Source organism: Micromonospora sp. NPDC005257 (genome assembly GCF_042872445.1).
In the GTDB taxonomy this organism is placed as follows: Bacteria; Actinomycetota; Actinomycetes; order Mycobacteriales; family Micromonosporaceae; genus Micromonospora.
Window position 1 is genome coordinate 303877 of sequence record NZ_JBIAKL010000008.1, and the last position, 22877, is coordinate 326753.

General features: G+C 74.1%; 20 protein-coding genes. 14 read left to right on the plus strand and 6 right to left on the minus strand.

What is annotated here, in order from left to right; all coding sequences use genetic code 11:
• The first annotated feature begins 61 nt into the window (after positions 1 to 61).
• The gene (locus tag ACFYO8_RS19185) at positions 62 to 883 is read left to right on the plus strand and encodes an inositol monophosphatase family protein (protein WP_354865455.1); all 822 of its coding nucleotides are present in this window, start codon (positions 62 to 64) and stop codon (positions 881 to 883) included.
• Between the two features lie 71 nt (positions 884 to 954).
• Here ACFYO8_RS19185 and ACFYO8_RS19190 read toward each other — a convergent pair whose 3' ends face one another.
• Positions 955 to 1470, minus strand: coding sequence for a LytR C-terminal domain-containing protein (locus ACFYO8_RS19190; protein WP_354865994.1), 516 nt, complete (start codon positions 1468 to 1470; stop codon positions 955 to 957).
• A 437-nt stretch (positions 1471 to 1907) separates the two neighbouring features.
• Between ACFYO8_RS19190 and ACFYO8_RS19195 the strand changes: the two genes are divergently transcribed.
• Both ACFYO8_RS19195 and ACFYO8_RS19200 read left to right on the plus strand, forming a co-directional pair.
• Positions 1908 to 2204, plus strand: a complete 297-nt coding sequence (locus ACFYO8_RS19195; protein ID WP_013284790.1) for a DUF4193 domain-containing protein — start codon at positions 1908 to 1910, stop codon at positions 2202 to 2204.
• 310 nt (positions 2205 to 2514) lie between these two features.
• Positions 2515 to 3243 (plus strand): hypothetical protein, encoded by a 729-nt coding sequence (locus ACFYO8_RS19200; protein WP_354865992.1) that lies wholly within the window; start codon positions 2515 to 2517, stop codon positions 3241 to 3243.
• Between the two features lie 27 nt (positions 3244 to 3270).
• Here ACFYO8_RS19200 and ACFYO8_RS19205 read toward each other — a convergent pair whose 3' ends face one another.
• Positions 3271 to 3759: a DUF3093 domain-containing protein gene (locus tag ACFYO8_RS19205; protein ID WP_354865452.1), complete on the minus strand. Its 489-nt coding sequence runs from the start codon at positions 3757 to 3759 to the stop codon at positions 3271 to 3273.
• A gap of 85 nt (positions 3760 to 3844) precedes the next feature.
• Between ACFYO8_RS19205 and dut the strand changes: the two genes are divergently transcribed.
• The 4 genes from dut (at position 3845) to ACFYO8_RS19225 (ending at position 6212) form a co-directional block, all read left to right on the plus strand.
• Complete coding sequence (gene dut / locus ACFYO8_RS19210; protein WP_208635274.1) at positions 3845 to 4342, plus strand: dUTP diphosphatase; 498 nt, start codon at positions 3845 to 3847, stop codon at positions 4340 to 4342.
• Positions 4343 to 4367: 25 nt separating this feature from the next.
• Positions 4368 to 4985, plus strand: coding sequence for a DUF3710 domain-containing protein (locus ACFYO8_RS19215; RefSeq protein WP_355015028.1), 618 nt, complete (start codon positions 4368 to 4370; stop codon positions 4983 to 4985).
• A gap of 169 nt (positions 4986 to 5154) precedes the next feature.
• Positions 5155 to 5535, plus strand: coding sequence for an OB-fold nucleic acid binding domain-containing protein (locus ACFYO8_RS19220; protein ID WP_030502986.1), 381 nt, complete (start codon positions 5155 to 5157; stop codon positions 5533 to 5535).
• Positions 5532 to 6212 (plus strand): DUF3159 domain-containing protein, encoded by a 681-nt coding sequence (locus ACFYO8_RS19225; protein WP_355015029.1) that lies wholly within the window; start codon positions 5532 to 5534, stop codon positions 6210 to 6212. Before ACFYO8_RS19220 ends, ACFYO8_RS19225 begins: the two co-directional genes overlap by 4 nt.
• A gap of 10 nt (positions 6213 to 6222) precedes the next feature.
• Here the strand turns inward: ACFYO8_RS19225 and ACFYO8_RS19230 are convergent, their stop codons facing one another.
• Together ACFYO8_RS19230 and ACFYO8_RS19235 are read right to left on the minus strand one after the other, a co-directional pair.
• On the minus strand, positions 6223 to 6912 hold the full coding sequence (locus ACFYO8_RS19230; protein ID WP_354865446.1) for a TrkA family potassium uptake protein: 690 nt from the start codon (positions 6910 to 6912) through the stop codon (positions 6223 to 6225).
• 3 nt (positions 6913 to 6915) lie between these two features.
• Positions 6916 to 7581, minus strand: coding sequence for a TrkA family potassium uptake protein (locus ACFYO8_RS19235; RefSeq protein ID WP_354865444.1), 666 nt, complete (start codon positions 7579 to 7581; stop codon positions 6916 to 6918).
• A 157-nt stretch (positions 7582 to 7738) separates the two neighbouring features.
• On the opposite strand from ACFYO8_RS19235, the gene ACFYO8_RS19240 reads away from it, so the two are divergent.
• From ACFYO8_RS19240 to dxs, 4 genes are read left to right on the plus strand one after another with little or no spacing between them, the layout of a single operon-like run.
• Positions 7739 to 9790: an APC family permease gene (locus ACFYO8_RS19240; RefSeq protein WP_354865442.1), complete on the plus strand. Its 2052-nt coding sequence runs from the start codon at positions 7739 to 7741 to the stop codon at positions 9788 to 9790.
• The gene (locus ACFYO8_RS19245; protein WP_354865440.1) at positions 9787 to 11091 is read left to right on the plus strand and encodes a TRAM domain-containing protein; all 1305 of its coding nucleotides are present in this window, start codon (positions 9787 to 9789) and stop codon (positions 11089 to 11091) included. The genes ACFYO8_RS19240 and ACFYO8_RS19245 overlap by 4 nt, the downstream gene beginning before the upstream one ends.
• A gap of 9 nt (positions 11092 to 11100) precedes the next feature.
• Complete coding sequence (locus ACFYO8_RS19250) at positions 11101 to 12267, plus strand: anhydro-N-acetylmuramic acid kinase (protein ID WP_354865438.1); 1167 nt, start codon at positions 11101 to 11103, stop codon at positions 12265 to 12267.
• Between the two features lie 58 nt (positions 12268 to 12325).
• Entirely contained in the window at positions 12326 to 14272 is a 1947-nt protein-coding gene (dxs, locus tag ACFYO8_RS19255) for a 1-deoxy-D-xylulose-5-phosphate synthase (protein WP_354865436.1), read from the plus strand.
• A 378-nt stretch (positions 14273 to 14650) separates the two neighbouring features.
• Here the strand turns inward: dxs and ACFYO8_RS19260 are convergent, their stop codons facing one another.
• Entirely contained in the window at positions 14651 to 15841 is a 1191-nt protein-coding gene (locus tag ACFYO8_RS19260; RefSeq protein ID WP_354865434.1) for a hypothetical protein, read from the minus strand.
• Positions 15842 to 16201: 360 nt separating this feature from the next.
• Between ACFYO8_RS19260 and ACFYO8_RS19265 the strand changes: the two genes are divergently transcribed.
• Entirely contained in the window at positions 16202 to 17923 is a 1722-nt protein-coding gene (locus ACFYO8_RS19265; protein WP_354865989.1) for a hypothetical protein, read from the plus strand.
• Positions 17881 to 19662, plus strand: a complete 1782-nt coding sequence (locus tag ACFYO8_RS19270) for a hypothetical protein (RefSeq protein WP_355015031.1) — start codon at positions 17881 to 17883, stop codon at positions 19660 to 19662. The genes ACFYO8_RS19265 and ACFYO8_RS19270 overlap by 43 nt, the downstream gene beginning before the upstream one ends.
• 10 nt (positions 19663 to 19672) lie before the next feature.
• On the opposite strand, the gene ACFYO8_RS19275 is transcribed toward ACFYO8_RS19270, so the two are convergent.
• Positions 19673 to 21541 carry a hypothetical protein gene (locus ACFYO8_RS19275; RefSeq protein ID WP_387189116.1) on the minus strand — a complete coding sequence of 623 codons (1869 nt, stop codon included), beginning with the start codon at positions 21539 to 21541 and terminating at the stop codon, positions 19673 to 19675.
• Positions 21542 to 21628: 87 nt separating this feature from the next.
• Here ACFYO8_RS19275 and ACFYO8_RS19280 point away from each other — a divergent pair, with 87 nt between their 5' ends.
• A complete protein-coding gene (locus ACFYO8_RS19280; RefSeq protein WP_387189110.1) occupies positions 21629 to 22873 on the plus strand; it encodes a PQQ-binding-like beta-propeller repeat protein in 1245 nt (414 codons plus the stop codon).
• Positions 22874 to 22877: the final 4 nt, after the last annotated feature.

Genomic DNA, 22877 nt, shown 5'->3' on the forward strand with positions numbered 1-22877 from the left:
TTGTAAGGATGATACCCACGCACGAGACGGCCGGTCCCGATCGCGCCGGAAGGGGAGGAACATGATCACCTCGACGCCCACGGCGGGGGAGTTGCTCGCGATCGCTGTCGATGTGGCCCGGGAGGCCGCCGCCACCGCCTACCGGATGCGGGTCGAGGGCGTCTCGGTGGCCGCTACCAAGAGCACGGTGACCGACGTGGTCACCGCCGCCGACCGGGCGGTGGAGCGGCAGGTGATCGCCGCGCTGCGGGCACGCCGGCCCGGCGACGCGGTGCTGGGCGAGGAGTACGGCGCCGGCGAGGCCGGCCCCGCCGACGCCGACGGCGTGCGCTGGATCCTCGACCCGATCGACGGGACCGTGAACTACCTCTACGGGCTGCCCTACTACGCCGTCTCGCTGGCCGCCGAGGTGGCCGACGAGGTGGTCGCCGGGGTGGTCCGCAACGTCGTCACCGGCGAGGAGTGGACCGCGACGCTCGGCGGCGGCGCCTGGCGCGACGGGCAGCGGCTGCACGGCTCCACCGCCACCGACCTCGGGCAGGCGCTCGTGGCCACCGGGTTCGGCTACGACGCTCGCCGCCGGGCACACCAGGCGCGCGTGGTGACCGAGCTGATTCCGCACATCCGGGACATCCGCCGGATGGGCGCCGCCGCGCTCGACCTCTGCCTGGCCGCCGAGGGGCGGGTGGACGCGTACTACGAGAAAGGGCTGGCCGACTGGGACCTGGCCGCCGGCGGGCTGGTGGCCCGGGAGGCCGGTCTGCTGGTGACCGGCCTGTCCGGGCGGGCGGCCGGTCCGGACATGGTGCTCGCCGCGCCGCCGGCGCTGCACGGGCCGCTGCACGCCCGGCTGGTCGACCTGGACGCCTCCGGCGGGCCGTGACCGGGTGCCGGACATGCGACAGGGCGGCCTCCCCGAGGGAGACCGCCCCGCGTCGCCGGACCGCCTGCCGCCTACTTGGCGACCGGCATGGCGCAGGTCTCCGGTGGCGCCTGCGGCGCGCCCAGGTCGCCGAGCGACTGGTTGACCTCGGTGGTGGTGGCGAGCTGCTGGAACTGGTTGCCCAGGACCACGTCGACCACGTCGTCCTTGCGGTTCGCGTCGAAGGCCTGGTTGGCCTCGTTGAGGAAGTACGCACGCAGCAGGTGCGCCGAGCCCACGGCCTTGGGGCCGAACCGGAGCTGGGCCACGCCGTCGAACGCCTTCTTCTCGTTGCCGACCTTCTTGACCTGGAACTTGCGGTTGCGGAAGTCGTCCGCGACGCTGCCGGCCCGGCCGGCCTCGTCGGTGGCGTTGTAAACGTTGATCTTGACGTCCTTCTGTTCCCGCAGCCGCAGGTCGACCAGCGGCCAGCCGTCCGGGCAGGAGGCCGCCGTACCGGCTGTGCCCTGACTGTCCTTCAGCACGGCGACGACCACGAAGACCAGGGCGACGACCGCCAGCAGTCCGACGACAACGAGTGCCCGCACTCGCGCAAAACTCATCCTGGGCGCTCCCCGGACAGTGATTGGGTGGTGGCGGGCGACGCGGTCGGACCGCGACCGGTCGGCCGTCCAGTACGCCGCTGAGGTTAACGCTTGTCCGGCTCAGGCGTGGAAACAGTCCGACATACCGGCGCGCCACGCGGTGAGCCGGTAGGACTACCCCTATCTTCGTGTCGCCTGAGTCACATTGGGAACAACTTCGGGCCTGGAGGCGTACATCTCTCCCGCGAGGGCGGTATACATGCCTCGCCCACAGGGGGGTAAGGTTCCGCGCTCACCGGGGGCATTGCGCACCAGTGAGCCCGGCCCACCGTTCCTCGGTCGGGTGCCCGACAAAGATGGTGGCCGGTCAGGGGAACCGAAACGGCGTCGTCCGGCGTTACAACCGGCAGCGACAATATCGATATTGGAGAGTGAAACCGATGGCCACCGACTACGACGCCCCGCGTCGCGACGAGGTCGACCTCGGCGAGGACAGCCTCGAAGAGCTCAAGGCCCGGCGGGTCGACTCACAGTCGGGCGCCGTGGACGTCGACGAGGCCGAGGTGGCCGAGAGCTTCGAGCTGCCCGGCGCCGATCTGGCCGACGAGGAGCTCACGGTCAAGGTCCTCCCGATGCAGCAGGACGAGTTCCGGTGCGCCCGCTGCTTCCTGGTCCACCACCGCAGCCAGCTGGCGGTCGAGCGCAACGGCGACCTCATCTGCCGCGAGTGCGTCTGATCCCGACCGGGGACACCAGCGGCGGCCGCCTCGACGGGGCCGCCGCTGTTCGAGCCGCCGCCGTGCGGCGGCGACCGGTTGCTGCTTGACTCGTTACGGGCGGCTGCCACGCCGCCCGGAGCAGGAGGGCGGACGGGTGAGCGAGCGCAGCGAGGGGACCGGCGCGGACCGGACCCCGGCTCCGGCGAGACCGGCATCGAGCGGCCCGGCCGCGTCACCGGCACCGAGCGGCCCGGCCGCGTCACCCGAGCCGGTCGGCTCCGGCCCGACGCCGGGTGAGTCCGGTGAGTCCGGCGCGGACAGCGCCGAGATGGGCGCCACCGTCGCCGCGCTGACCGCCGACGACATCGCGCCGGCCCGCCGGCGGCAACTGCTGGCCCGGCTGGTCCGCCAGGCCCGCTCCCGCGGCATCACCGACCTGTTCAAGCCCCGCTCGGCGGTGCGCTGGATGACCGACACGGTCGCCGAGGTCGCCCCGCACGTGCCCGTCCGCGACCTCGCCACGCTGCGACGGCACTTCCCCGGCCTGGACGACGACGCGCTCGCCGACCGGCTCGTCCGCAACGCGTCCCGCGCCACCGCCGGGGTCGGCGCCGCGGGCGGCGGGGTCGCCGCTGTCGAGTGGGCGGTCACGCCCACCCTGCTCTCCGCCCCCGTCCTGCTGGCCGCCGAGACCGTGGCCGTGGTGGCGATCGAGCTGAAGCTGATCGGCGAGCTGCACGAGGTCCACCGGGTGCCGCTGCCGGCCGGCGGCACCGGCCGCGCCGTGGCGCTGGTGCAGTCCTGGGCCACCCAGCGGGGGGTCAACCCGATGATGCCGGGCGTCGGCGTGAGCGCGGTGCTCGGCACCGCCGCCCGCCGGGAACTGCGGGACAGCCTGATGCGCCGCTTCGGGCGCAACCTGACCACGCTCGGGCCGTTCCTGACCGGCGCCGCGGTGGCCGGATACCTCAACCGCCGGGCCACCCGCACGCTCGGCGAGCAACTGCGCAAGGACCTGCGGCGTACCGCGCGTGCCCTGCCGGAGGCGCCGTCCTGACGTTCCACGGCGCCGGGCGGCGGGACGTCAGGCCGCGTCGCGGGCGGCCAGCAGGGCGGCCGCCAGCTCGACCGGGCGCCGGGTGCTGACCACCCAGAACGGGGTCGGGTCGGCCGGGTCGTCCAGCACCACCTGCACCGCGCCGCCGATCCACGGGCGCTGCACCACGAAGGCCAGTGGGTCGGAGCCGACGCCGAGCACCTCGCGTCGGCCGGCCGCGTCCAGCGGCACCACGTCCGCGACGTACCGCACCGGCAGGTGGGCGTCGTCCACCCGCAGCTCGCCGTCGCGCACCTCGACCCCGATCCGGCCCAGCCACCACAGGCCGGCCATCGCGGCGGGGATCAGCAGCACGAACGGCAGCCAGGCGCGCACCCCGGTCGCGCCCATCCAGAGCTCGACCGCGAGCAGGCCGGCCACGGCCAGCCCGGCCGGCCAGGCCCACCAGGGCAGCCCGAGACGCTCCGCGTACGCGACGGTGGCCGGCGGGGCGGCGGGAGATGACGACTGACGCACACAGACGAGGGTACGGCGCGCGAACCCTCCGGCAACCGGCAGGATGGCAGGGGCACCCCGCAGGACCGGACGGAAGAGGATGACCGTGACAGACGTCGTACCCGTGCCCGTACGGCTGCTCGACCCGGAGCTGCCACTGCCGGCGTACGCCCATCCCGGCGACGCCGGCGCGGACCTGGTGGCCGCCGCGGACGTCGAGCTGCCCCCCGGCGGCCGGGCCCTGGTGCCCACCGGCGTGGCGGTGGCGCTGCCGGACGGCTACGTCGGGCTGGTGCACCCCCGATCCGGACTCGCGGCCAGACTCGGCGTGACGGTGCTCAACGCGCCCGGTACGGTCGACGCCGGCTATCGGGGTGAGATCCTGGTCAACCTGATCAACCACGATCGGGACACGCCAGCCAAGATCAGCCGGGGTGACCGGATCGCCCAACTGGTGGTGCAGCGGGTCGCCCGGGCCGAGTTCCGGCCGGTGGCCGAGCTGCCCGCGTCCCGGCGCGGCACCGGTGGGCACGGATCCACCGGCGGGCACGCGGGGCTGGTCCCGGCGCCGTCCGGCGGGCAGAGCGAAGAGGTGGCAGGGTGAGCGTGAACAGCGGAGGGTGGGCGCAGTGATCTTCTCCCGGAAGCGGGCCGACGAGCGTGACAATGGGGTCCTCGACGCCGAGGAGACCCCGTCGGCGCCGGACCGCGGCCCGTACGACGTCAGTGAGGCCCCCGACGCGCCTCGCCTCGACCTGGGCAGCCTGCGGATACCGGCGGTGCCGGACGTGGAGGTGCGGGTCCAGGCCGACCCGCAGGGCGTGATCCAGCAGGTCGTGCTGGTGCACGGCCAGAGCGCGCTCCAGCTCGGCGTCTTCGCCGCGCCCCGCTCCGAGGGCATCTGGGACGAGGTACGCGAGGAGATCCGGCAGTCGCTGGTCACCGACGGCGCCACCGTCCAGGAGGTCGAGGGGGAGCAGGGTCCCGAGCTGCGCGCCCGGGTGCGTACCCCGGACGGGCCGACCGACCTGCGGTTCGTCGGCGTCGACGGCCCGCGGTGGATGGTGCGCGGCGTCTTCCAGGGCGCTGCCGCCACCGACCCGGCCGCCGCCGGCCCGCTCGCGGCCTGCCTGGACGGCCTGGTCGTCGACCGGGGCCAGGAGGCCAAGCCGGTGCGCGAGCCGCTGCCGCTGCGGCTGCCCCGCGAGGTCGCCGAGCAGCAGGACGCCGACTCGCCGGAGGTCTGATCCACGACGTGCGCGGGCCCGGCGCGACATGCGCCGGGCCCGCGGCGTGTCCGGTCCCGGGCCGGCGGTACGCGCCTCGCCGCTCCCGTCGGCGTGCCACTGCGCGTACGCTGGCGGGACGGTTCCGCTGCCCGCGGGGCCCTGCTGTGGAGAGGGTGACGCGGAGGTCATGACGACCGACGAGAGCCGGGGGTCGCTGCGGCGGCTCCTGCACCGGCTCACCGCGAGCGAGGCCGAGATCGAGGCGCAGGAGCTGCGCCGGGAGAGCGCCGAGTCCGGCGGCACGCCCGCCCACCAGTGCAACAGGGGTCAGGTGGTGTCGGTGGCCGGGCGGTTGCGTACCGTCGTCTACACGCCCCGCACGAACCTGCCCACGCTGGAGGCGGACCTCTACGACGGCACCGACGTCGTCACACTGGTCTGGCTGGGCCGCCGGCACATCGCCGGGATCGAGCCGGGCCGCCACCTGACCGCGCGCGGCCGGGTGGCGGTGCGCGACGACCGCAAGGTGATCTACAACCCGTACTACGAGCTGGAGTCGCCGAAGTGACGACCGGACAGCAGCACACCCCGCCGGGTCTCGGCCCGCAGGACGAGGAGCGGCTGCCCAGCCTCGCCGAGCAGATGGCCGACCAGCTCGGCGGATGGCGTGGGCTGGTCGAGTCGAGCATCCCGGTGGTGGTCTTCGTGGTCGCCAACGTGATCGGCGAACTGCGCCCCGCCGTGTACGCCTCGGTGGCGGTGGCGCTGCTGATCGCCGGGCTGCGGCTGGCCCAGCGCAAGCCGGTGCGGCACGCGATGAACGGGCTGTTCGGCGTCGGCATCGGCGCGCTGCTGGCCCTGCGCACCGGCGACGAGCGCGACTTCTACCTGCCCGGCATCCTCTACGGCATCGGGTACGGCCTGGCGCTGCTGCTGTCGGCCGCGATCCGGCAGCCGCTGGTCGGCTGGATCTGGTCGGTGCTTGTGGCGAAGGGCCGCTCCGAGTGGCGCGACGACCCCAAGCTGGTCCGCACCTTCACCCAGCTCACCGTGCTCTGGGGCGTGGTGTGGCTGGCCAAGGTCGGCGTACAGGCCGGGCTCTACCTGGCCCACCAGGACACCGCGCTCGGCGTGGCCCGGCTCGCCCTGGGCTACCCGCCGTACGCGCTGCTGCTGCTGATCACCGTCTGGGTGGTGCGCCGGGTCACCCGGGAGAACGCACCCACCCCGCTGCCCGGCGCCTGAGGCCCCCGCCTCAGGACCGCTCCCGGTCACGGTCCGCGCCGGCCGGGCCGAGGATCACCGCGCGGACGTCGTCCTCGACCGCCGCGGTGCAGACGAAGACCAGCTCGTCACCGGCCTCGATCGAGTCGTCCGGGGTGGGCACCAGCACCCGCTTGCCGCGCACGATCGCCACCAGCGCCGCGTCCCGGGGGATGGGCACCGCGTGGATCGGCTGCCCCACGTAGGGCGCGGTCGGCGGCAGGGTGATCTCGACCAGGTTCGCCTCGCCCTGCCGGAACGTCATCAGCCGGACCAGGTCGCCGACGGTGACCGCCTCCTCCACAAGCGCCGCCATCACCCTCGGCTTGCTCACCGCGACGTCCACGCCCCACTGCTCGGTGAACAGCCACTCGTTCTCCGCCCGGTTGACCCGGGCCACCACGCGGGGCACCGCGAACTCGGTCTTGGCCAGCAGCGACACCACCAGGTTGACCTTGTCGTCGCCGGTGGCGGCGACCACCACGTCGCACCCGGCCACGTCGGCCTCCTCCAGGCTGGCCAACTCGCACGCGTCGGCGAGCACCCAGTCGGCGGCCGGCACCCGGTCGGGCCGCAGCATCTTCGGCTGCCGCTCGATCAGCATCACCTGGTGGCCGTTGTCGATCAGCTCCTGGGCGATCGAGCGGCCCACGTTGCCCGCGCCGGCGATGGCGATCCGCATGGCTCAGTGCCCCCCTTCCGGCGGCGCCGCCGCCACCGACGTGACCGAGCCGTTGATGTCGTCGGTCACCAGCATGAAGACCTGGTCGCCCTCCTGCACCACAGTGGAGGCGGTGGGCAGGGTGCCGATCCCGAAGCGGTTCAGGTAGGCCACCCGGGCGCCGACCGCCTGCTCCAGTTGCCGCAGCGGCCGGCCGATCCAGTCCTTGTGCACCGGCACCTCGATGATCGAGACGGTGCTCGTCGGGTCGCGGAAGATCTCCACGTTGCCCTCGGGGACCAGGTGGCGCAGCATCCGGTCGGCGGTCCACCGGACGGTCGCCACGGTGGGGATGCCGAGCCGCTCGTAGACCTGGGCGCGGCGCTGGTCGTAGATGCGGGCCGCGACCCGGGACACGCCGAACGTCTCCCGGGCCAGCCGCGCCGAGATGATGTTGGAGTTGTCGCCGCTGGAGACCGCCGCGAACGCGTCGGCCCGCTCGATGCCGGCCTCACGCAGCACCTCGCCGTCGAAGCCCGCGCCGGTCACGGTGATGCCGGCGAAGTCGGGCCCGAGACGGCGGAACGCGTCCGCGTCCTGGTCGATCACCGCCACCGAGTGCCCCCGGGACTCCAGGCTGTGGGCCAGGGTCGACCCGACCCGGCCGCAGCCCATGATCACCACATGCACGGTGTCCGCTCCTCCCACGGTGCCGCCCGCCGACCCGTCGTCTGCGAGCCTGCCACGTCCCGCCCCGGACAGGGGGACCGACCGTACCGCGCGGGCCCGCGCACCGGGGATCGACCACCCCCGCGTCCCACGCCCGGTGGTCGTACGCTTTGCGGTTGTGGCCCGACCCACCTCGCTGCTGAAGCGACTCCTCCTCGGTCGACCGTTCCGGTCCGACCGCCTCCAGCACACCCTGCTGCCGAAGCGCATCGCGCTGCCGGTCTTCGCCTCGGACGCGCTCTCCAGCGTCGCGTACGCCCCGGACGAGATCCTCCTGACGCTGTCCATCGCCGGCGCCTCGGCGTTCTTCTTCTCGCCGTGGGTGGCGCTCGCGGTCGTCGTGGTCATGCTGACCGTGGTGGCGAGCTACCGGCAGAACGTGCACGCCTACCCCTCCGGCGGCGGCGACTACGAGGTCGCCACCGTCAACCTCGGTCCCCGGGCCGGCCTCGCGGTGGCCAGCGCGCTGCTCGTCGACTACGTGCTCACAGTCGCCGTCTCGGTCTCCTCCGGCGTGGCGAACCTCGGCTCGGTGGTGCCGTTCGTGGCCACCCACAAGGTGCTCATCGCGGTCAGCGCGGTCGTGCTGCTCACCGCGATCAACCTGCGCGGCCTGCGCGAGTCGGGCACCGCCTTCGCCGTCCCCACGTACGGCTTCGTGATCGTCATCGGCGGCATGGTGCTGACCGGGCTGGTCCGCGTCTTCGTGCTCGGCGACGACCTGCGCGCGCCGAGCGCCGGGCTGGAGATCCAGGCCGAGCACAGCGTGACCGGGTTCGCGCTGGTGTTCCTGCTGCTGCGCACGTTCTCCTCCGGCTGCGCCGCGCTCACCGGGGTGGAGGCGATCTCCAACGGCGTACCGGCGTTCAAGAGCCCGAAGTCGAAGAACGCGGCGACCACGCTGCTGCTGCTCGGCGGCATCGCGGTGACCATGCTGGTCGGCATCATCTGGCTGGCCCGCCTCACCGGCCTCCAGTTCGTCGAGGACCCGAGCAGGCAGATCGTCTCCGGCCCGGTCGACTACGTGCAGAAGACGGTGACGGTGCAGCTCGGCGAGACCGTGTTCGGCGGCGGTTCGGTCCTGCTCTACGTGGTCGCCGGGATGACCGCGCTGATCCTGTTCCTGGCCGCCAACACCGCCTTCAACGGCTTCCCGGTGCTCGGCTCGATCCTCGCGCAGGACCGCTACCTGCCCCGCCAGTTGCACACCCGCGGCGACCGGCTGGCGTTCTCCAACGGCATCGTGTTCCTGGCCGTCTTCGCGGTCGTGCTGATCATCGGCTTCCAGGCCGAGGTGACGAAGCTCATCCAGCTCTACATCGTCGGGGTGTTCGTCTCGTTCACGCTCTCCCAGGCCGGCATGATCCGGCACTGGAACCGGCACCTGCGCCACGAGCGCGATCCGGAGGCCCGCCGCCGGATGCTGCGCTCCCGGGCGATCAACACGTTCGGCATGGTCATGACCGGCGTGGTGCTGATCATCGTGCTGGCCACCAAGTTCCTGCTCGGCGCGTGGATCGCGATCGTCGCGATGGCGATGATGTACATGGTGATGCTCGGCATCCGCCGGCACTACGACCGGATCGCCGAGGAACTGGAGCCGACCGAGCAGCGGGGCGTGCTGCCCGCCCGCAACCACGCCATCGTGCTGGTGAGCAAGCTGCACAAGCCGACGCTGCGGGCCGTCGCGTACGCCCGGGCCACCCGTCCGGACACGCTCACCGCGGTCACTGTGAACGTGGACGAGCAGGACACCCGCGAACTCCAGGCCGACTGGGAGCGCCGTGAGCTGCCGGTGCCGCTCACCGTGATCGACTCCCCGTACCGGGAGATCACCCGCCCGATCCTCAACTTCGTCGCGTCGGTGCGCCGGGAGTCGCCCCGCGACGTGGTCACCGTCTTCATCCCCGAGTACGTGGTGGGCCGCTGGTGGGAGAACCTGCTGCACAACCAGAGCGCGCTGCGGCTCAAGGGGCGGCTGCTGTTCGAGCCGGGCGTGATGGTGACCAGCGTGCCGTGGCAGCTCGCCTCCACCGCCAGCAAGAACCTGGACCGGCTGGACGCCACGCTGAGCCGGGGCCCGGCGCGCGGCCCCCGGGTGGCGCCGCAGAGCACGCTGCCGCCACCGGTGGCGTCCACGCCGTCCGTCGAGCGCGAGGAGTTGTCATGAGCGGCGTCGAGCGTCCCGGTCCCGCGTCGGCCGGTTCTGCGACGGTGGCGGGGCGGTCCGGTTCCGTGCCGGCGGCGGAGGAGCGGCCCGGGCTGGAGGAGGCCGAGCGGGTCGAGCTGACAGTCGACGCGGTCGCGCCGGGCGGGCACTGCGTGGCCCGGGTCGGCGGGCAGGTGGTCTTCGTCCGGCACGCGCTGCCCGGCGAGCGCGTGGTGGCCGAGGTGACCGAGCTGCACCGGGGTTTCGCCCGCGCCGACGCGGTGGAGATCCTGGACGCCTCGCCGGACCGGGTCACGGCGCCCTGCCCGTACGCCCGGCCGGGCCGGTGCGGTGGCTGCGACCTCCAGCACGTCGCCCCGGCCGCGCAGCTCGACTGGAAGCTCGCCGTGGTGCGGGAGCAGCTCACCCGGCTGGGCGGCCTCGCGGCGGAGCAGATCGACGCGCTCGGCGTACGCGTCGAGGCGCTGCCCGGCGGGCAGCTGGGCTGGCGGTCCCGGGTCCGCTACGCGGTCGACGCCGCCGGCCGGGCCGGGCTGCTCAAGCACCGCTCGCACGAGGTGGTGCCGATCGAGCGGTGCCTGATCGCGCACCCGGCGATCCAGGAGTTGCCGGTGCTCCCGCCCACCGGTGCCCGCTGGCCGGACGCCGACGCGGTGGAGACGGTCGCCAGCACCGGCGGGGACGTCGCGGTGGTCGCGTACGCCGATGGGGTTCCGACGGCGGTGAGCGGGCCGCAGCGGGTCCGGGAGACGGCGGCCGGGCGGTCCTTCACGCTGCCCGCCTCGGGGTTCTGGCAGGTGCACCCGGCCGCCGCGGACGCGCTGACCGGCGCGGTCCTCGACCTGCTGGACCCGCGGCCGGGCGAGACGGCCTGGGACCTGTACGGCGGGGCCGGCCTGTTCGCCGCCGCCCTCGCGGAACGGGTCGGCGGCGCCCGGGTGACGCTCGTCGAGTCGGCGCCGGACGGGGTGGCCGCGGCCCGGGAGAACCTGGCCGGCCTGCCCGCCGTCGAGGTGGTCGCCGCGCGGGTGGAGACCGCGCTGGCCCGGCGCCGGATCACCGGACCGGTCGACCTGGTGGTGCTCGACCCGCCGCGCTCCGGCGCGGGCGCGCCGGTGGTCCGTGGCGTGGTGGCCGCCCGGCCACGCGCGGTCGCCTACGTGGCCTGCGACCCGGCCGCGTTCGGCCGGGACGTGCGCACGTTCGCCGAGGCGGGGTGGCGGCTGGCCGCGCTGCGCGGCTTCGACCTGTTCCCGATGACCCAGCACGTGGAGCTGGTCGGGCTGTTCCTGCCTGGCTAGCCTGACCCGATGAAGATCGTCGGGCTGATGTCGGGCACGTCGTACGACGGGGTGGACGTGGTGGCGGCCGAGTTCACCGCCGACGGTGACACGCTGCGGCTGCGCCCGCTCGGGCACCAGGAGCTGCCGTATCCGGACGACCTGCGGGCCGAGATCGGCGCGCTGCTGCCCCCGGCCGCCACCACGATCGAGGCGGTCTGCCGGCTGGACAACCGGCTCGGCGAGGTGTTCGCGGAGGCGGCGGCGGCCGGCGTCGAACTGGCGGGGGGCGCCGCCGACGCGGTGGTGTCGCCCGGGCAGACGGTCTTCCACTGGGTCGAGGACGGCCGGGTGCGCGGCACGCTCCAGCTCGGCGCACCGGCCCGGGTGGCCGCCCGGCTGGGCCTACCGGTGCTGCACGACCTGCGCTCGGCGGACGTGGCGGCCGGCGGCCAGGGCGCACCGCTGGTCCCGGCGTTCGACGCGCTGCTGCTCGACCCGGGCGCCGGTGCCTCCCCCCGGGCCGCGCTCAACCTCGGCGGCATCGCGAACCTCACGGTGGTCGCGCCCGGGGCACCCGTCCTCGGGTACGACGTGGGCCCGGCCAACGCGCTGCTGGACGCCGCCGCCCGGCGCTTCCTGGACCGGCCCTGCGACGTCGACGGCGTCCGCGCCGCGGCCGGGCGGGTGCACGGGGCGCTGCTGAACCGGCTGCTCGCCGAGCCGTACTACGCGGCGCCGCCGCCCAAGTCGACCGGCAAGGAGCTGTTCCACGGCGGCTACCTGGACGCCGCGCTGGCCGCGCTCGGCGAGCCGGTGGCCGGCGACGACGTGCTGGCCACGCTCACCGAGCTGACCGCCCGCACGGTGGCCGACGCCTGCGACCGGCACCGGGTCACCGAGGTGGTGGCCGCCGGCGGGGGAGTGCGTAATCCCACACTCCGGGCGCGACTGGCGGCGCTGGGCGAGGGGCGCTGGCGGCTGCGCACCACCGACGAGCTGGGCGTGCCGGCGCAGGCGAAGGAGGCGTACGCGTTCGCGCTGCTGGGCTGGCTGTCCTGGCACGGCCTGCCGGGCGCGGTCCCGTCGGTGACCGGGGCGTCCCGGGCCGCCGTGCTGGGCTCCTGGACCCCGGCCGGCCCGTCGGTCGCCGCGCCGCGCCCGCCCGCGCCCCGCCGGCTGGTGGTCGACGCCTGACCTGGGTCGATGCACGGCCAGGCTGCGGACTGTCGCGCGGCCGATAGACTCTCCGGTCATGAGTGTTGAAGAGGGCACGGCCAACCACGGCCGGCTGCTGGGCACCGTCCACGGCCCGCAGGACGTGAAGCGGATGACCGCCGAGCAGCTGGACATCCTCGCCGCCGAGATCCGTGACTTCCTGATCGCCAAGGTCTCCCGCACCGGCGGGCACGTCGGCCCCAACCTCGGTGTGGTCGAGCTGACCCTCGCCATGCACCGGGTCTTCGACTCGCCGCGCGACCGGCTCCTCTTCGACACCGGCCACCAGGCGTACGTGCACAAGATCCTCACCGGCCGGCAGGAGGGCTTCGACAAGCTCCGCCAGCGCGGTGGCCTCTCCGGCTACCCCAGCCAGGCGGAGAGCGAGCACGACCTGATCGAGAACTCGCACGCCTCCACCGCCCTGTCGTACGCCGACGGGCTCGCCAAGGCGTACGCGCTGCGCGGCGAGAAGCGCTCAGTGGTCGCCGTGGTCGGCGACGGCGCGCTCACCGGCGGCATGTGCTGGGAGGCGCTGAACAACATCGCCACCGCCGGCAACCCGCTGGTGATAGTGGTCAACGACAACGGCCGGTCCTACTCGCCGACCATCGGCGGCCTCGCCGACCACCTGTCGTCGCTGCGGCTCAACCCCGGCTACGAGAAGGTGCTCGACACCGTCAAGGACGCCCTCGGCAACACCCCGTTCGTCGGCAAGCCGATGTACGAGGTGCTGCACGCGGTCAAGAAGGGCATCAAGGACGCGGTCGCCCCGCAGGCCATGTTCGAGGACCTGGGCATCAAGTACGTCGGCCCGGTCGACGGCCACGACGTGCCGGCGGTCGAGGCGGCGCTGCGCGCGGCGAAGCACTTCGGCGGCCCGGTGATCGTGCACGCGGTCACCCGCAAGGGCTACGGCTACCGTCCCGCCGAGGACGACGAGGCGGACTGCCTGCACGGCCCCGGCGCGTTCGACGCCGAGACCGGCAAGCTGCTCGCCGTGCCGTCGGTGAAGTGGACGAACGTCTTCGCCGACGAGCTGGTCGCGATCGCCGACGAGCGCCCCGACGTGGTCGGCATCACCGCCGCCATGGCCGAGCCCACCGGCATCGCCACGCTCGCCCGCAAGTACCCGGAGCGGGTGTACGACGTGGGCATCGCCGAGCAGCACGCCGCCACCTCGGCGGCCGGCCTGGCGATGGGCGGCCTGCACCCCGTGGTCGCGGTCTACGCCACGTTCCTCAACCGCGCCTTCGACCAGGTCCTGCTGGACGTGGCCATGCACAAGCTGCCCGTCACGTTCGTGCTGGACCGGGCCGGCATCACCGGCCCGGACGGGCCCAGCCACTACGGCATCTGGGACATGTCCGTCTTCGGCGTGGTGCCCGGCCTGCGGATCGCCGCGCCCCGCGACTCGGCCACGCTGCGCGAGGAGCTGCGCGAGGCGGTCGCCGTGGACGACGGCCCGACCATCGTGCGCTTCCCGACCGGCACCGTGGCCGCCGACCTGCCGGCCGTTCGCCGGGTCGGCCCGGTGGACGTGCTGGCCGAGTCGGCGCGTACCGACGTGCTGCTGGTAGCTGTCGGCTCGTTCGCCGGCCTCGGCGTGGAGGTCGCCACCCGGGTCGCCGAGCAGGGGTATGGCGTGACTGTGGTCGACCCGCGTTGGGTGCGCCCGGTGCCGGCCGAACTCGTCGAGCTGGCCGCCTCGCACCGGCTCGTGGTCACCGTGGAGGACGGCGTGCGCATCGGCGGCGTCGGCTCGGCGCTGGCCCAGGCGATGCGCGACGCCGACGTCCGCGTACCGGTCAAGGACATGGGCGTGCCTGCCGACTGGCACCCGCACGGCACCCGCGCGCAGATCCTGGCCGACCTGCGGCTGACCGCGCAGGACGTGGCCCGCGACGTCACCGGCTGGATCTCCAGCCTGGACGCCGCCCCGGTCGACCCGGCCACCGCCGACGAGGCCCGAGCCCAGAACTGACCCACCCGCCCGCGCGGTTCCCGCCGGGTCTACGCGTCGATCTTGCATTTGCGGCCCTCCTGGTGTCGGCTTCGCTGATTTCGGAGGGCCGCAATCGCAAGATCGCGAGGGCCTGGTTTGCCCGTTTCACCCCGATCGAAGGGGCACCAACTGCAAGATCGCCGAGGTCGGGGCGAGCTCGTCCCTGTCGACCAAGGAGTTCGGGTGCGTGAGAGGCTGCCCGGGTGACTCAAACTCCTTGATCACCGGGGCGGTGCGGTGATCATGAGGTTGGCCGTAGATTGTGTCCGGTTTGTCGCCGTCAAGTTCATGATCGACGGGGTGGGGCGACCCCGGGGCGGCAGCGGGGCGGCAGCGGGGAGGGCGGGGGCAGCGGGGTCAGGGGGTGGGGAGGGAGCGGTACCAGGTTTTTTCGGTGCCGGCCAGGCTGAACGTCTGCCTCTGGTCGGTGTGCTCGACGACCACCAGGCCGGGACGGTCGACCAGGCGCGTCGTGCCGGGCGGGGCGGAGAACGAGGCGTCCCGGGTACGCCAGGACAGCACCGCCAGCGGGCGGCCCGGCATCGGCAGGTGGTACGCCTGAAGCGTGGTGGACCGGTCGGCGGGGGAGACCATCGGGGTGCCGCCGCCGGCCGGGCGGTAGACCACAGCCGTCATCGTCCCGCCCGAGGTTTCCCAGCTGAGCTGCTCCAGCTCGCCCGGCTCGCCGTCACCGAGAGCCACCGAGCCGAGCGAGCGAGTGGTGATCTTCGCCATCGGCCAGGACTCCGGCGCGGAGCGGGGCGCGTCGCGGTCGCCGATGCGCCGCGGCACGCTGCCGAACGGGCCCCGTTCACCAGCGAGCACGCAGGTGTCCAACCCGGTCAGCGCGCGCTTGCCGGCGCCCGTCTCGTCGCGTACCAGGGGGTAGCGGGGCGCTTCGGTGGCCGTACCCAGGTCGAGGACGCGGTCCGCGGCCCGGCCGCGCGGCAGCGACGTCGTGGGCCGCAGCGTCGCGGTCAGCTCGACGGCCCGGCACTCCGGTACGGTAACCGGGTCGGTGAGGCCGTCGGTGCTGCGGAGCACCTTGCCGTCGGGCCCGGCCAGGCGCTCGACGCGGGCCGAGGTGAGGTAACGGCGACCGGCCGGCTCCCGCACCGGCAGCACGTCGGAGTAGACGAGGTAGCCGGCGTCGGTGTACTCGGTGGCGTGGGTGACCCGCCAGCGCTGCCCGTCCCGGTCGAGTTGCAGCAGCCAGGAGGCGGCTTCACCGGGCACGTCGGCGGCGACCAGGGCGAGCGCCGACCCGGCTACCTGACCGGAGAAGAGGATGCCGGAGGTGGGCATGTGCACCCGGTCGTCCACCGGGGAGCGCCAGCCACGTACCGCTGTGGTGATCGCGGCGGTGGCGGCGGTGTCGCCGGCCAGGCTGCCGCGCGGAGGCCAGACCGCGAGGGTGCCGTCGAGACTGTCGTAGCCGACCCGCAGGTCCGTCGGCCGCCGTTCGGCGACCGGCCCGCAACCGGTCGTGACCAGCAGCAGAGCTGCCAGCGCGATGCCCGTCGTAGCGCCTCGGCGGGCTGAAAGCACCCTGATCCCCTCGCCGGTCGTCGGTCGGAAGCCCACATGGTACGAGACGGCCGGTCACCTGGGCGCGCCCGGCTCACCCTTTCGGTCGGTCGGCCACTGCGGAACGTGACGGGCGATTCGGGTATCAATATCCGGCTCCGGTAGACTCCGCCGACTGTGACGCCTGCCGAGACCCGCGGCGCCTCGACGCCGGACGCCGCCGCCCCGACGGGCCACCGTGCCGCCACCCTGGACCCACCGCCGGTCACCGTCAGCGAGCCCGAGCCGGCGACCACCACCACTACCGAGCCGGGCACGGCGGAGGCGCCGGCCACGCCGGGCGCGCGGCGCGAGCGCCGGTGGCGGTGGACCCGCCGCCGGATCGACCTCACGGTGTACGGCGGATTCCTGCTCGCCGCGATCTGGGTGACCAGCGCCATCTGGGTCGACCCGGCCGGCCGGGTGGCCGCGCTCTACAGCAGCGACCCGGCGCAGGTGCAGTTCTTCCTGGCCCACTCGGTGCGGGTGGTGCTGCACGGCGAGTTCCCGTTCTTCACCGAGCAGTTCAACTACCCCGACGGCGTCAACCTGATGGCGAACACCGCCATCCTGGCGCTCGGCATCCCGATGGTGCCGGTGACCCTCCTGTTCGGACCGGCGGTCTCCTTCGTCACGCTCGTCACGCTCGGCCTGGCCGGCACCGCCGCCGCCTGGTACCGGGTGCTGTCCCGGCACCTGATCCGGCACCGTCCGGCCGCCGCCGTGGCGGCCTGGTTCTGCGGGTTCTCCCCGGCCATGCTGTCGCACGCCAACTGGCACCCGAACATCATCAGTCAGTTCCTGCTGCCGTTCATCGTGTGGCGGGCGCTGGTGCTGACCCGGTCGGCCCGGCCGGTCCGCGACGGCGTGCTGCTCGCGCTGCTGGTCACCGCGCAGGCGTTCATCAACGAGGAGATCCTGCTCTTCACCGCGCTGGGCCTCGGCGTGTTCCTGATCGCCGTGGTGGTGCAGCAGCGCGAGCGGTGGACGACGGCCTGGCGTCCGCTCGGTGCCGGGCTGGCGGTCTGCGCGGCGCTGGCCGGGGCGCTGCTGGCGTACCCGCTGTGGGTGCAGTTCGCCGGGCCGATGGCGTACCACGGGCTCAGCGACGCGGTGCGCGACTACGGCAACGACATCGCCGCGTTCTTCGCGCCCGGTTCGCCCACGTTCGGCGGCAACGAGCGCGCCAACGTCAACCTCGCGCCGAACTACTCCGAGGAGAACGCGTTCTTCGGCTGGAGCCTGTCGCTGCTGGTCGTGGGCATCGTGGTGTGGCTGCGCCGCGACGTGATCGTCCGCGCGCTCGCCGCCACCGGGCTGTTCTTCGCCGTGCTCTCCCTCGGCGAGCGGATCTCCTGGTGGGACCGGGAGATCGCCACCGGACCGTGGGAGCTGCTGGTGCGGCTGCCGCTGCTCGACGCCGTGGTGCCGACCCGCTTCGGTCTGATCACCGGCGTGACGGTGGCGATCCTGCTCGCGTACGCGGTCCGGCGCTCCTGGGCGCTGCGCGGCGTGGACCGGCCCACCGCCCGCAGGCTCACCGCCGCGGGCCTGGTCCTCGCGCTGCTGCCGATCGCGCCGATGCCGCTGCAGGTCACCACGCGGGAGCCGGTGCCGGAGTTCATCACCGCCGACCGCTGGCGCAGGTACGTCGGACCGGACCAGACGCTCGTCTCCGTGCCGGTGCCCGCGATGGGCAACACCGACCCGATGCGCTGGGCGGCCAGCACCAACCTCGACTTCAAGATCCCCGGCGGCTACTTCCTCGCGCCGCGCAACGGTGTCACCGGCGACCCCGGACGCTTCGGCGGCCGGCCCAGTGGCATCGGCGAGATGCTGCGCGAGGTGTCCTCGACCGGCCGTACGCCGAAGCTGGACGATCGGCAGCGCCGTCGCTACCTGGACGAGCTGCGGCACTGGAACGCGGCGCTGGTGGTGCTGCCGCGCGACGAGCAGAACGCCGAGCCGCTGCGCCGGACCGTGGAGCAGTTGGTCGGCCCCGGCCGGCAGGAGCTGGACGTGTGGCTGTGGGACGTGCGGAAACTGACCAGCCGGTCCGCCTGACCGAACCGGCGGCCCCCGCCCCCGCGCCCCGCCGCCGGCCCCGTCCGGTCGACGCGCTGGTGGTGGCCGGCTACCTCGGTCTCGCCGTGCTGCTCACCACCGGCCAGTGGCGCCGGCCGGAACGGCTGTTCCACCAGGCCGGCGACCAGATGCTGTTCGAGTGGATGCTGGCCCGGGCCGCCCGCGCGGTCACCGGCGGCGAGAACCCGCTCCACAGCGGCGCGCTGAACGCCCCGGACGGGGTGAACCTGATGGCGAACACGTCGGTGCTCGGGCTGGGCGTGCCGCTCACCCCCGTCACCCTCGTCTTCGGCTCCCAGACGGCCTTCCTCGTCGCCGTGACGCTCAGCCTCGCCGGCACCGCCACCGCCTGGTACGCGCTGCTCGCCCGCCGGCTGGTCCGCTCCCGGGCCGCGGCCGCGGTGGGCGGCCTGTTCTGCGGCTTCGCCCCGGGCATGGTGGCGCAGGCCGGGGCGCACCTGCACATGGCCGCGCAGTTCCTGGTGCCGGTGATTCTCGCGCTGGTGTTCCGGCCCGCCTCCGACCGGGTCCGGCGCGACGGCGTGCTGCTCGGGCTGGCCGTCGCGTACCAGGTGTTCCTCGGCGAGGAGGTGCTGGTCTTCCTGGCGCTCGCGGCCGGGGTGTTCGCCGGGGCGTACGCGCTCGCCGACCGGGCCGCCGCGCGTCGGCTGGCGCCGGTGGTGGCCCGCCGGCTGGGCATCGGCGCGCTGGTCGCGGGCGTGCTGCTGGCGTACCCGCTGTGGTTCCAGTTCGCCGGGCCGGGCCACTACCGGGGGATGCCGTTCCACACCGAGGGTTACCGGCTGGACGTGGTCTCGTTCGCCGCCACCGCCCGGCAGACCGTCGCCGGGGACGCCCGCCGGGCCGGGTTGCTGTCGCCGAACCCGACCGAGCAGAACTCGTTCTTCGGGCCGTTCCTGCCGCTGCTCGCCGTACTCGTGGTGGTGCGGCTGTGGCGGCGGCCGCTGGTGCGGGCGCTCGCCGCGTGCGGTCTGCTGTTCGCGCTGCTGTCGCTCGGCACGAGCGTGGTGGTGAACCGGCACGACACCGGCGTGCCCGGCCCGTACCGCCTGCTCGCCGACGTGCCGCTGCTGGACCTGGTGGTGCCGGCGCGGTTCGCGCTGGTCTGCGTTCCGGTGCTCGGGGTGCTGCTGGCGCTGGCCCTGGACCGGGTCCGGGGCGGCGGCGTGCGCACCTGGGCGCCGTGGGCCGGCGCGGTCGCCGCCGCGCTGCTGCCGCTGGCGCCGACGCCGATCCGCACGGTGCCGGTCCCGCCGGTCCCGGCCGTGGTGTCCGGCGGCGGCTGGCGGGAGTACGTGCCACCGGGCCGGACGCTGGTGCCGGTGCCGCCGGTGACCGGAGCGGCGGTCAGCCCCGCCATGTTCTGGTCGGCGCGCACCGCGCTGGCGTTCGACGCGCCCGGTGGGTACTTCATCGGCCCCCGCTCGGCCACCGACGAGGCCGCCCGCTGGGGCGCGCCGGACCGGCCCACGTCGCTGCTGCTGCGCCGGGCCGCCGAGACCGGCCGGGTGCCGCCGGTCGGCGAGGCGGAACGCCGGCAGGCCGCCGACGACCTGCGGCACTGGCGGGCGGCGGCGCTGGTGCAGGCCGGCTCGACGCCCGGCGACCCGGTACGCGCCACTGTGGACGCGCTGGTCGGCCCCGGCCGGGACGTGCCGGGCGGGCACCTGTGGGACGTCCGCCCGCTCGTCGGCTGACCGGCAGGGGTCACACCCGGTCGCGCACGTCCCAGAGCCACACGTCGTCGACCCGCTGCGGCGGGCCGAGCAGCTCGGCCATCAGGTCGCGCAGCACCGCCTCGCGCGGGCCCGACCCGAGCACCACCACCGAGGCCCGCCAGAAACGCAGGTCGTCCACGGCCTGGCGGCGGTTCTCCTCGGTGATCTCCGGCACCTCACGTGCGTCCATCGTGGAGTAGATGAGCGTGCTGGTGGGGCGGTTCGGGGCGCCGAAGACGCCCTCACCGCGTTCGTTCGGGCCGATGAAGTAGCCACCCGGGACCGGGAACTCGTGCCCGGTCAGCGCGCTCCAGCGCAGCGTGTGCAGCCCGTGCACGTTGCTGGGGATGGGCACCGGCACGAGCGTGCGGCCCTCCGGCACGTACGGCCGCCAGCCGCCCGCGGTGATGAAGTGCGGCGGCGGGTCGATCCGCTCCGCCGGCAGCGGGCGCGGGATCAGCGGCACCACGGCGGCGGCGATCGCGACGAGCCCGGCCAGGTGAAGGACCCGGCGGCGCGTGTCGCGCCGGGCCGCCTCGCCGTCGCCGTCGTCCGGGCTGTCGTCGGCGGCGGCGCGGGGGGCGGGCACCGGCGGCCGGCCGGCCCCGGCCAGCGTGTCCCACGCCAGGGCGAGCAGCACGCCGACGGCGGCCACCACGATCAGGCTCAACCGGGTCGGCATCATCATCTCGACCAGCGGCAGGTCGTCCGGCACGTACGCCCACGGCCCGTCGATGTCGGTCTCCGCGCCGTTGAACCGCACGACGGGGCCGATCGAGGCGATCGTGAACACGACCACCAGCACGGCCAGGATCCGGGCCGGCACCGACCGGCGGACCAGCAGCACCAGCGCGGCCAGCGCCACCAGCACCAGCGGCCAGCCGAACCAGGTGTTCTGCTCGGTCAGGCCGATGGTCTTCTCCACCGACTCGTCGCCGGCGATCGTGTCCCGGGCGAACGTGACGAAGGCGACCAGGTCCTCGCCCCAGTTGTGGAAGACGCCGCCCTGCAGGCCGCGGTAGGACTGCGGGCCGTTGAACTGGAACCAGATCGGGTACGCGGTCAGCAGCAGTGCCAGGCCGCCGCCGACGCCGATCGCGGCCAGGAACGACAGGGCCCGCTCCCGGGCCGCGCGGGGGCGCTGCACCGCGTACACCACCACGACGACCAGGCAGGCCAGCGCGGTGAGCAGCAGCATCTCCTCGTTGATGAAGATCTGGTACGCGACCAGCAGCCCGAGCGCCAGCCCGTTGCGCCGCCAGCGGCCCGGCTCGCCCAGGCGCAGCACCCGCGCCACGATCAGCGGCAGCAGGAAGTTCGACACGAAGTTGGGCTGTCCGTTGGCGTGGTGCACGATGCCCGGCGCGAAACCGAGGAACGCGCCGCCGACGAACGCCGCGCCCCGGGAGCGGACCAGGTGCCGGGACAGCACCCAGTACGACGTGGCGGCGGTCGCGGACAGCGCGGCGCCCAGATAGAGCGCGTACATCACCTGCGGGCCGAGCAGCAACGTCAGCGGCGCCAGCGGCAACGTCACCCCGAGCAGCGAGGTGTTCGCCATCATGTTCACCCCGTCCGGCGCGTTCTGCCGGGTGGTGAACAGCGGGTTCTCCAGGTGCTGCACGGAGTACGCGCCGTGGGCGAACAGCCACTCGAACCAACTGTGGTCGGTGGGCAGGTGCGAGGAGACCCGGTTCTCGACGTCGCCCCAATAGTTGAGGCAGACGAGGACACCGAGCAACACATAGGCTCCGATGGCCAGCACGTCGGCGCGGGCCGGCCGGCGACGGGCGCGGCGCGGCGGGTCGGCCACGACGGCGTCCGCCTCGACGGACGAGGGGTTCAACGAGGGGTCCACCACGGGCACGGCCACGACGCGCCATCGTACAGGCGGATCGTCACGTGTCCGGTCACGGCCGGGCGGCGGCCCGGCGCGCGGGAGAGGATGGCCGTGACCGTCATCGATCTGGGGGAGTTGAGCGACGCCTCGCCCGGTCCGGCCCCGCGCCCGCCGCGTGCCGTCGGGCGTCCGTTCCGCAGCCTGTTGGTGCTGCTGGTGGCGCTGCTCACGCTCACCGCCGCGGCACCGCCCCGGCACCCGGCGGAGTGGACGCTGCCCGGCGGGCTGGGATCGGCCGTGTTCGTCTCCGGCGAGGTGGTGTACGTGGTGCGGCCAAACCGCGGTGACGGGCGGGAACTCGTCGCGTACCGCGGAGAACGGGAACTGTGGCGCAGTCCGCTGCCCGGAGCCGGGACCGCCGTGTCGGTGTGGCAGCAGGACGGCCGGGTGATGGTGACCGGCCCGACCGGCGACGACACGGCCTGGGAGACGGTGACGTACGACGCGGCCACCGGCGCGGACGTCTGGCGCCGGCGCGGCGTCGCGTTCGCGGTCGGCGGGGTGCTGCTGTCGCAGTCCGCCGCATCCGATCCCAGCCCGTCGATCACCCGGGTCGACCCGGCCGACGGAAGGACGATGTGGACGATGCCCTCGACGGGCATGCTGGGGCTCGACTACGGCTCCGGGGCGGAACGCATGGTTTTGTCCCCGGTGACCGGGCAGACGGTGGTCGTGGACGCGCGCACCGGCGCGCGGGTCGCGGCCCGGGACCTGCACCCGGTGCGACCGCCCGCCCAGCGCCAGGTGCTGACCGTCGGCGGGCTGCTGCTGGAGATCCGCGACGCCGACGGGACCGTCGAGGCGTACGACCTGGACACGCTGCGACCGCGCTGGACCGTCGAGCAGAAGTTCGTCGACTACGTCGACAACTGCGGCGCCCTGCTCTGCGCCGCCCGCCCGGCCGGCGGGATGACAGCGCTCGACCCGGCGACCGGCGCCGTGCTCTGGAGCGCGGACCGGTGGGCGGGCGTCGCGGCGTCGCGCGGCGACCGGCTGCTCGTCGGCGACACCGCCACCGGCGCCGGCGGCCTGGCGGTGCTCGGCCAGACCGACGGGCATCTGATCGCCGAGCTGGACGGCTGGACCCTGGCCCCGCAACACGAGTCCGGCGGGCCGCTGCTGGCCACCCGGCCGCTGGGCGGCGGCCGGCAACTCCTGGCCGAGATGAACCTGTCCGGCGACCCGCCCCCGATCAGGGGAGTGATCACCGGCACCGACTGCACGACCAGCGTGAGGCTGCTGGTCTGCCGCAGGCCCGGCGGCGGCTTCCTGGTGCGGCGGCTGCCGTGAGCCC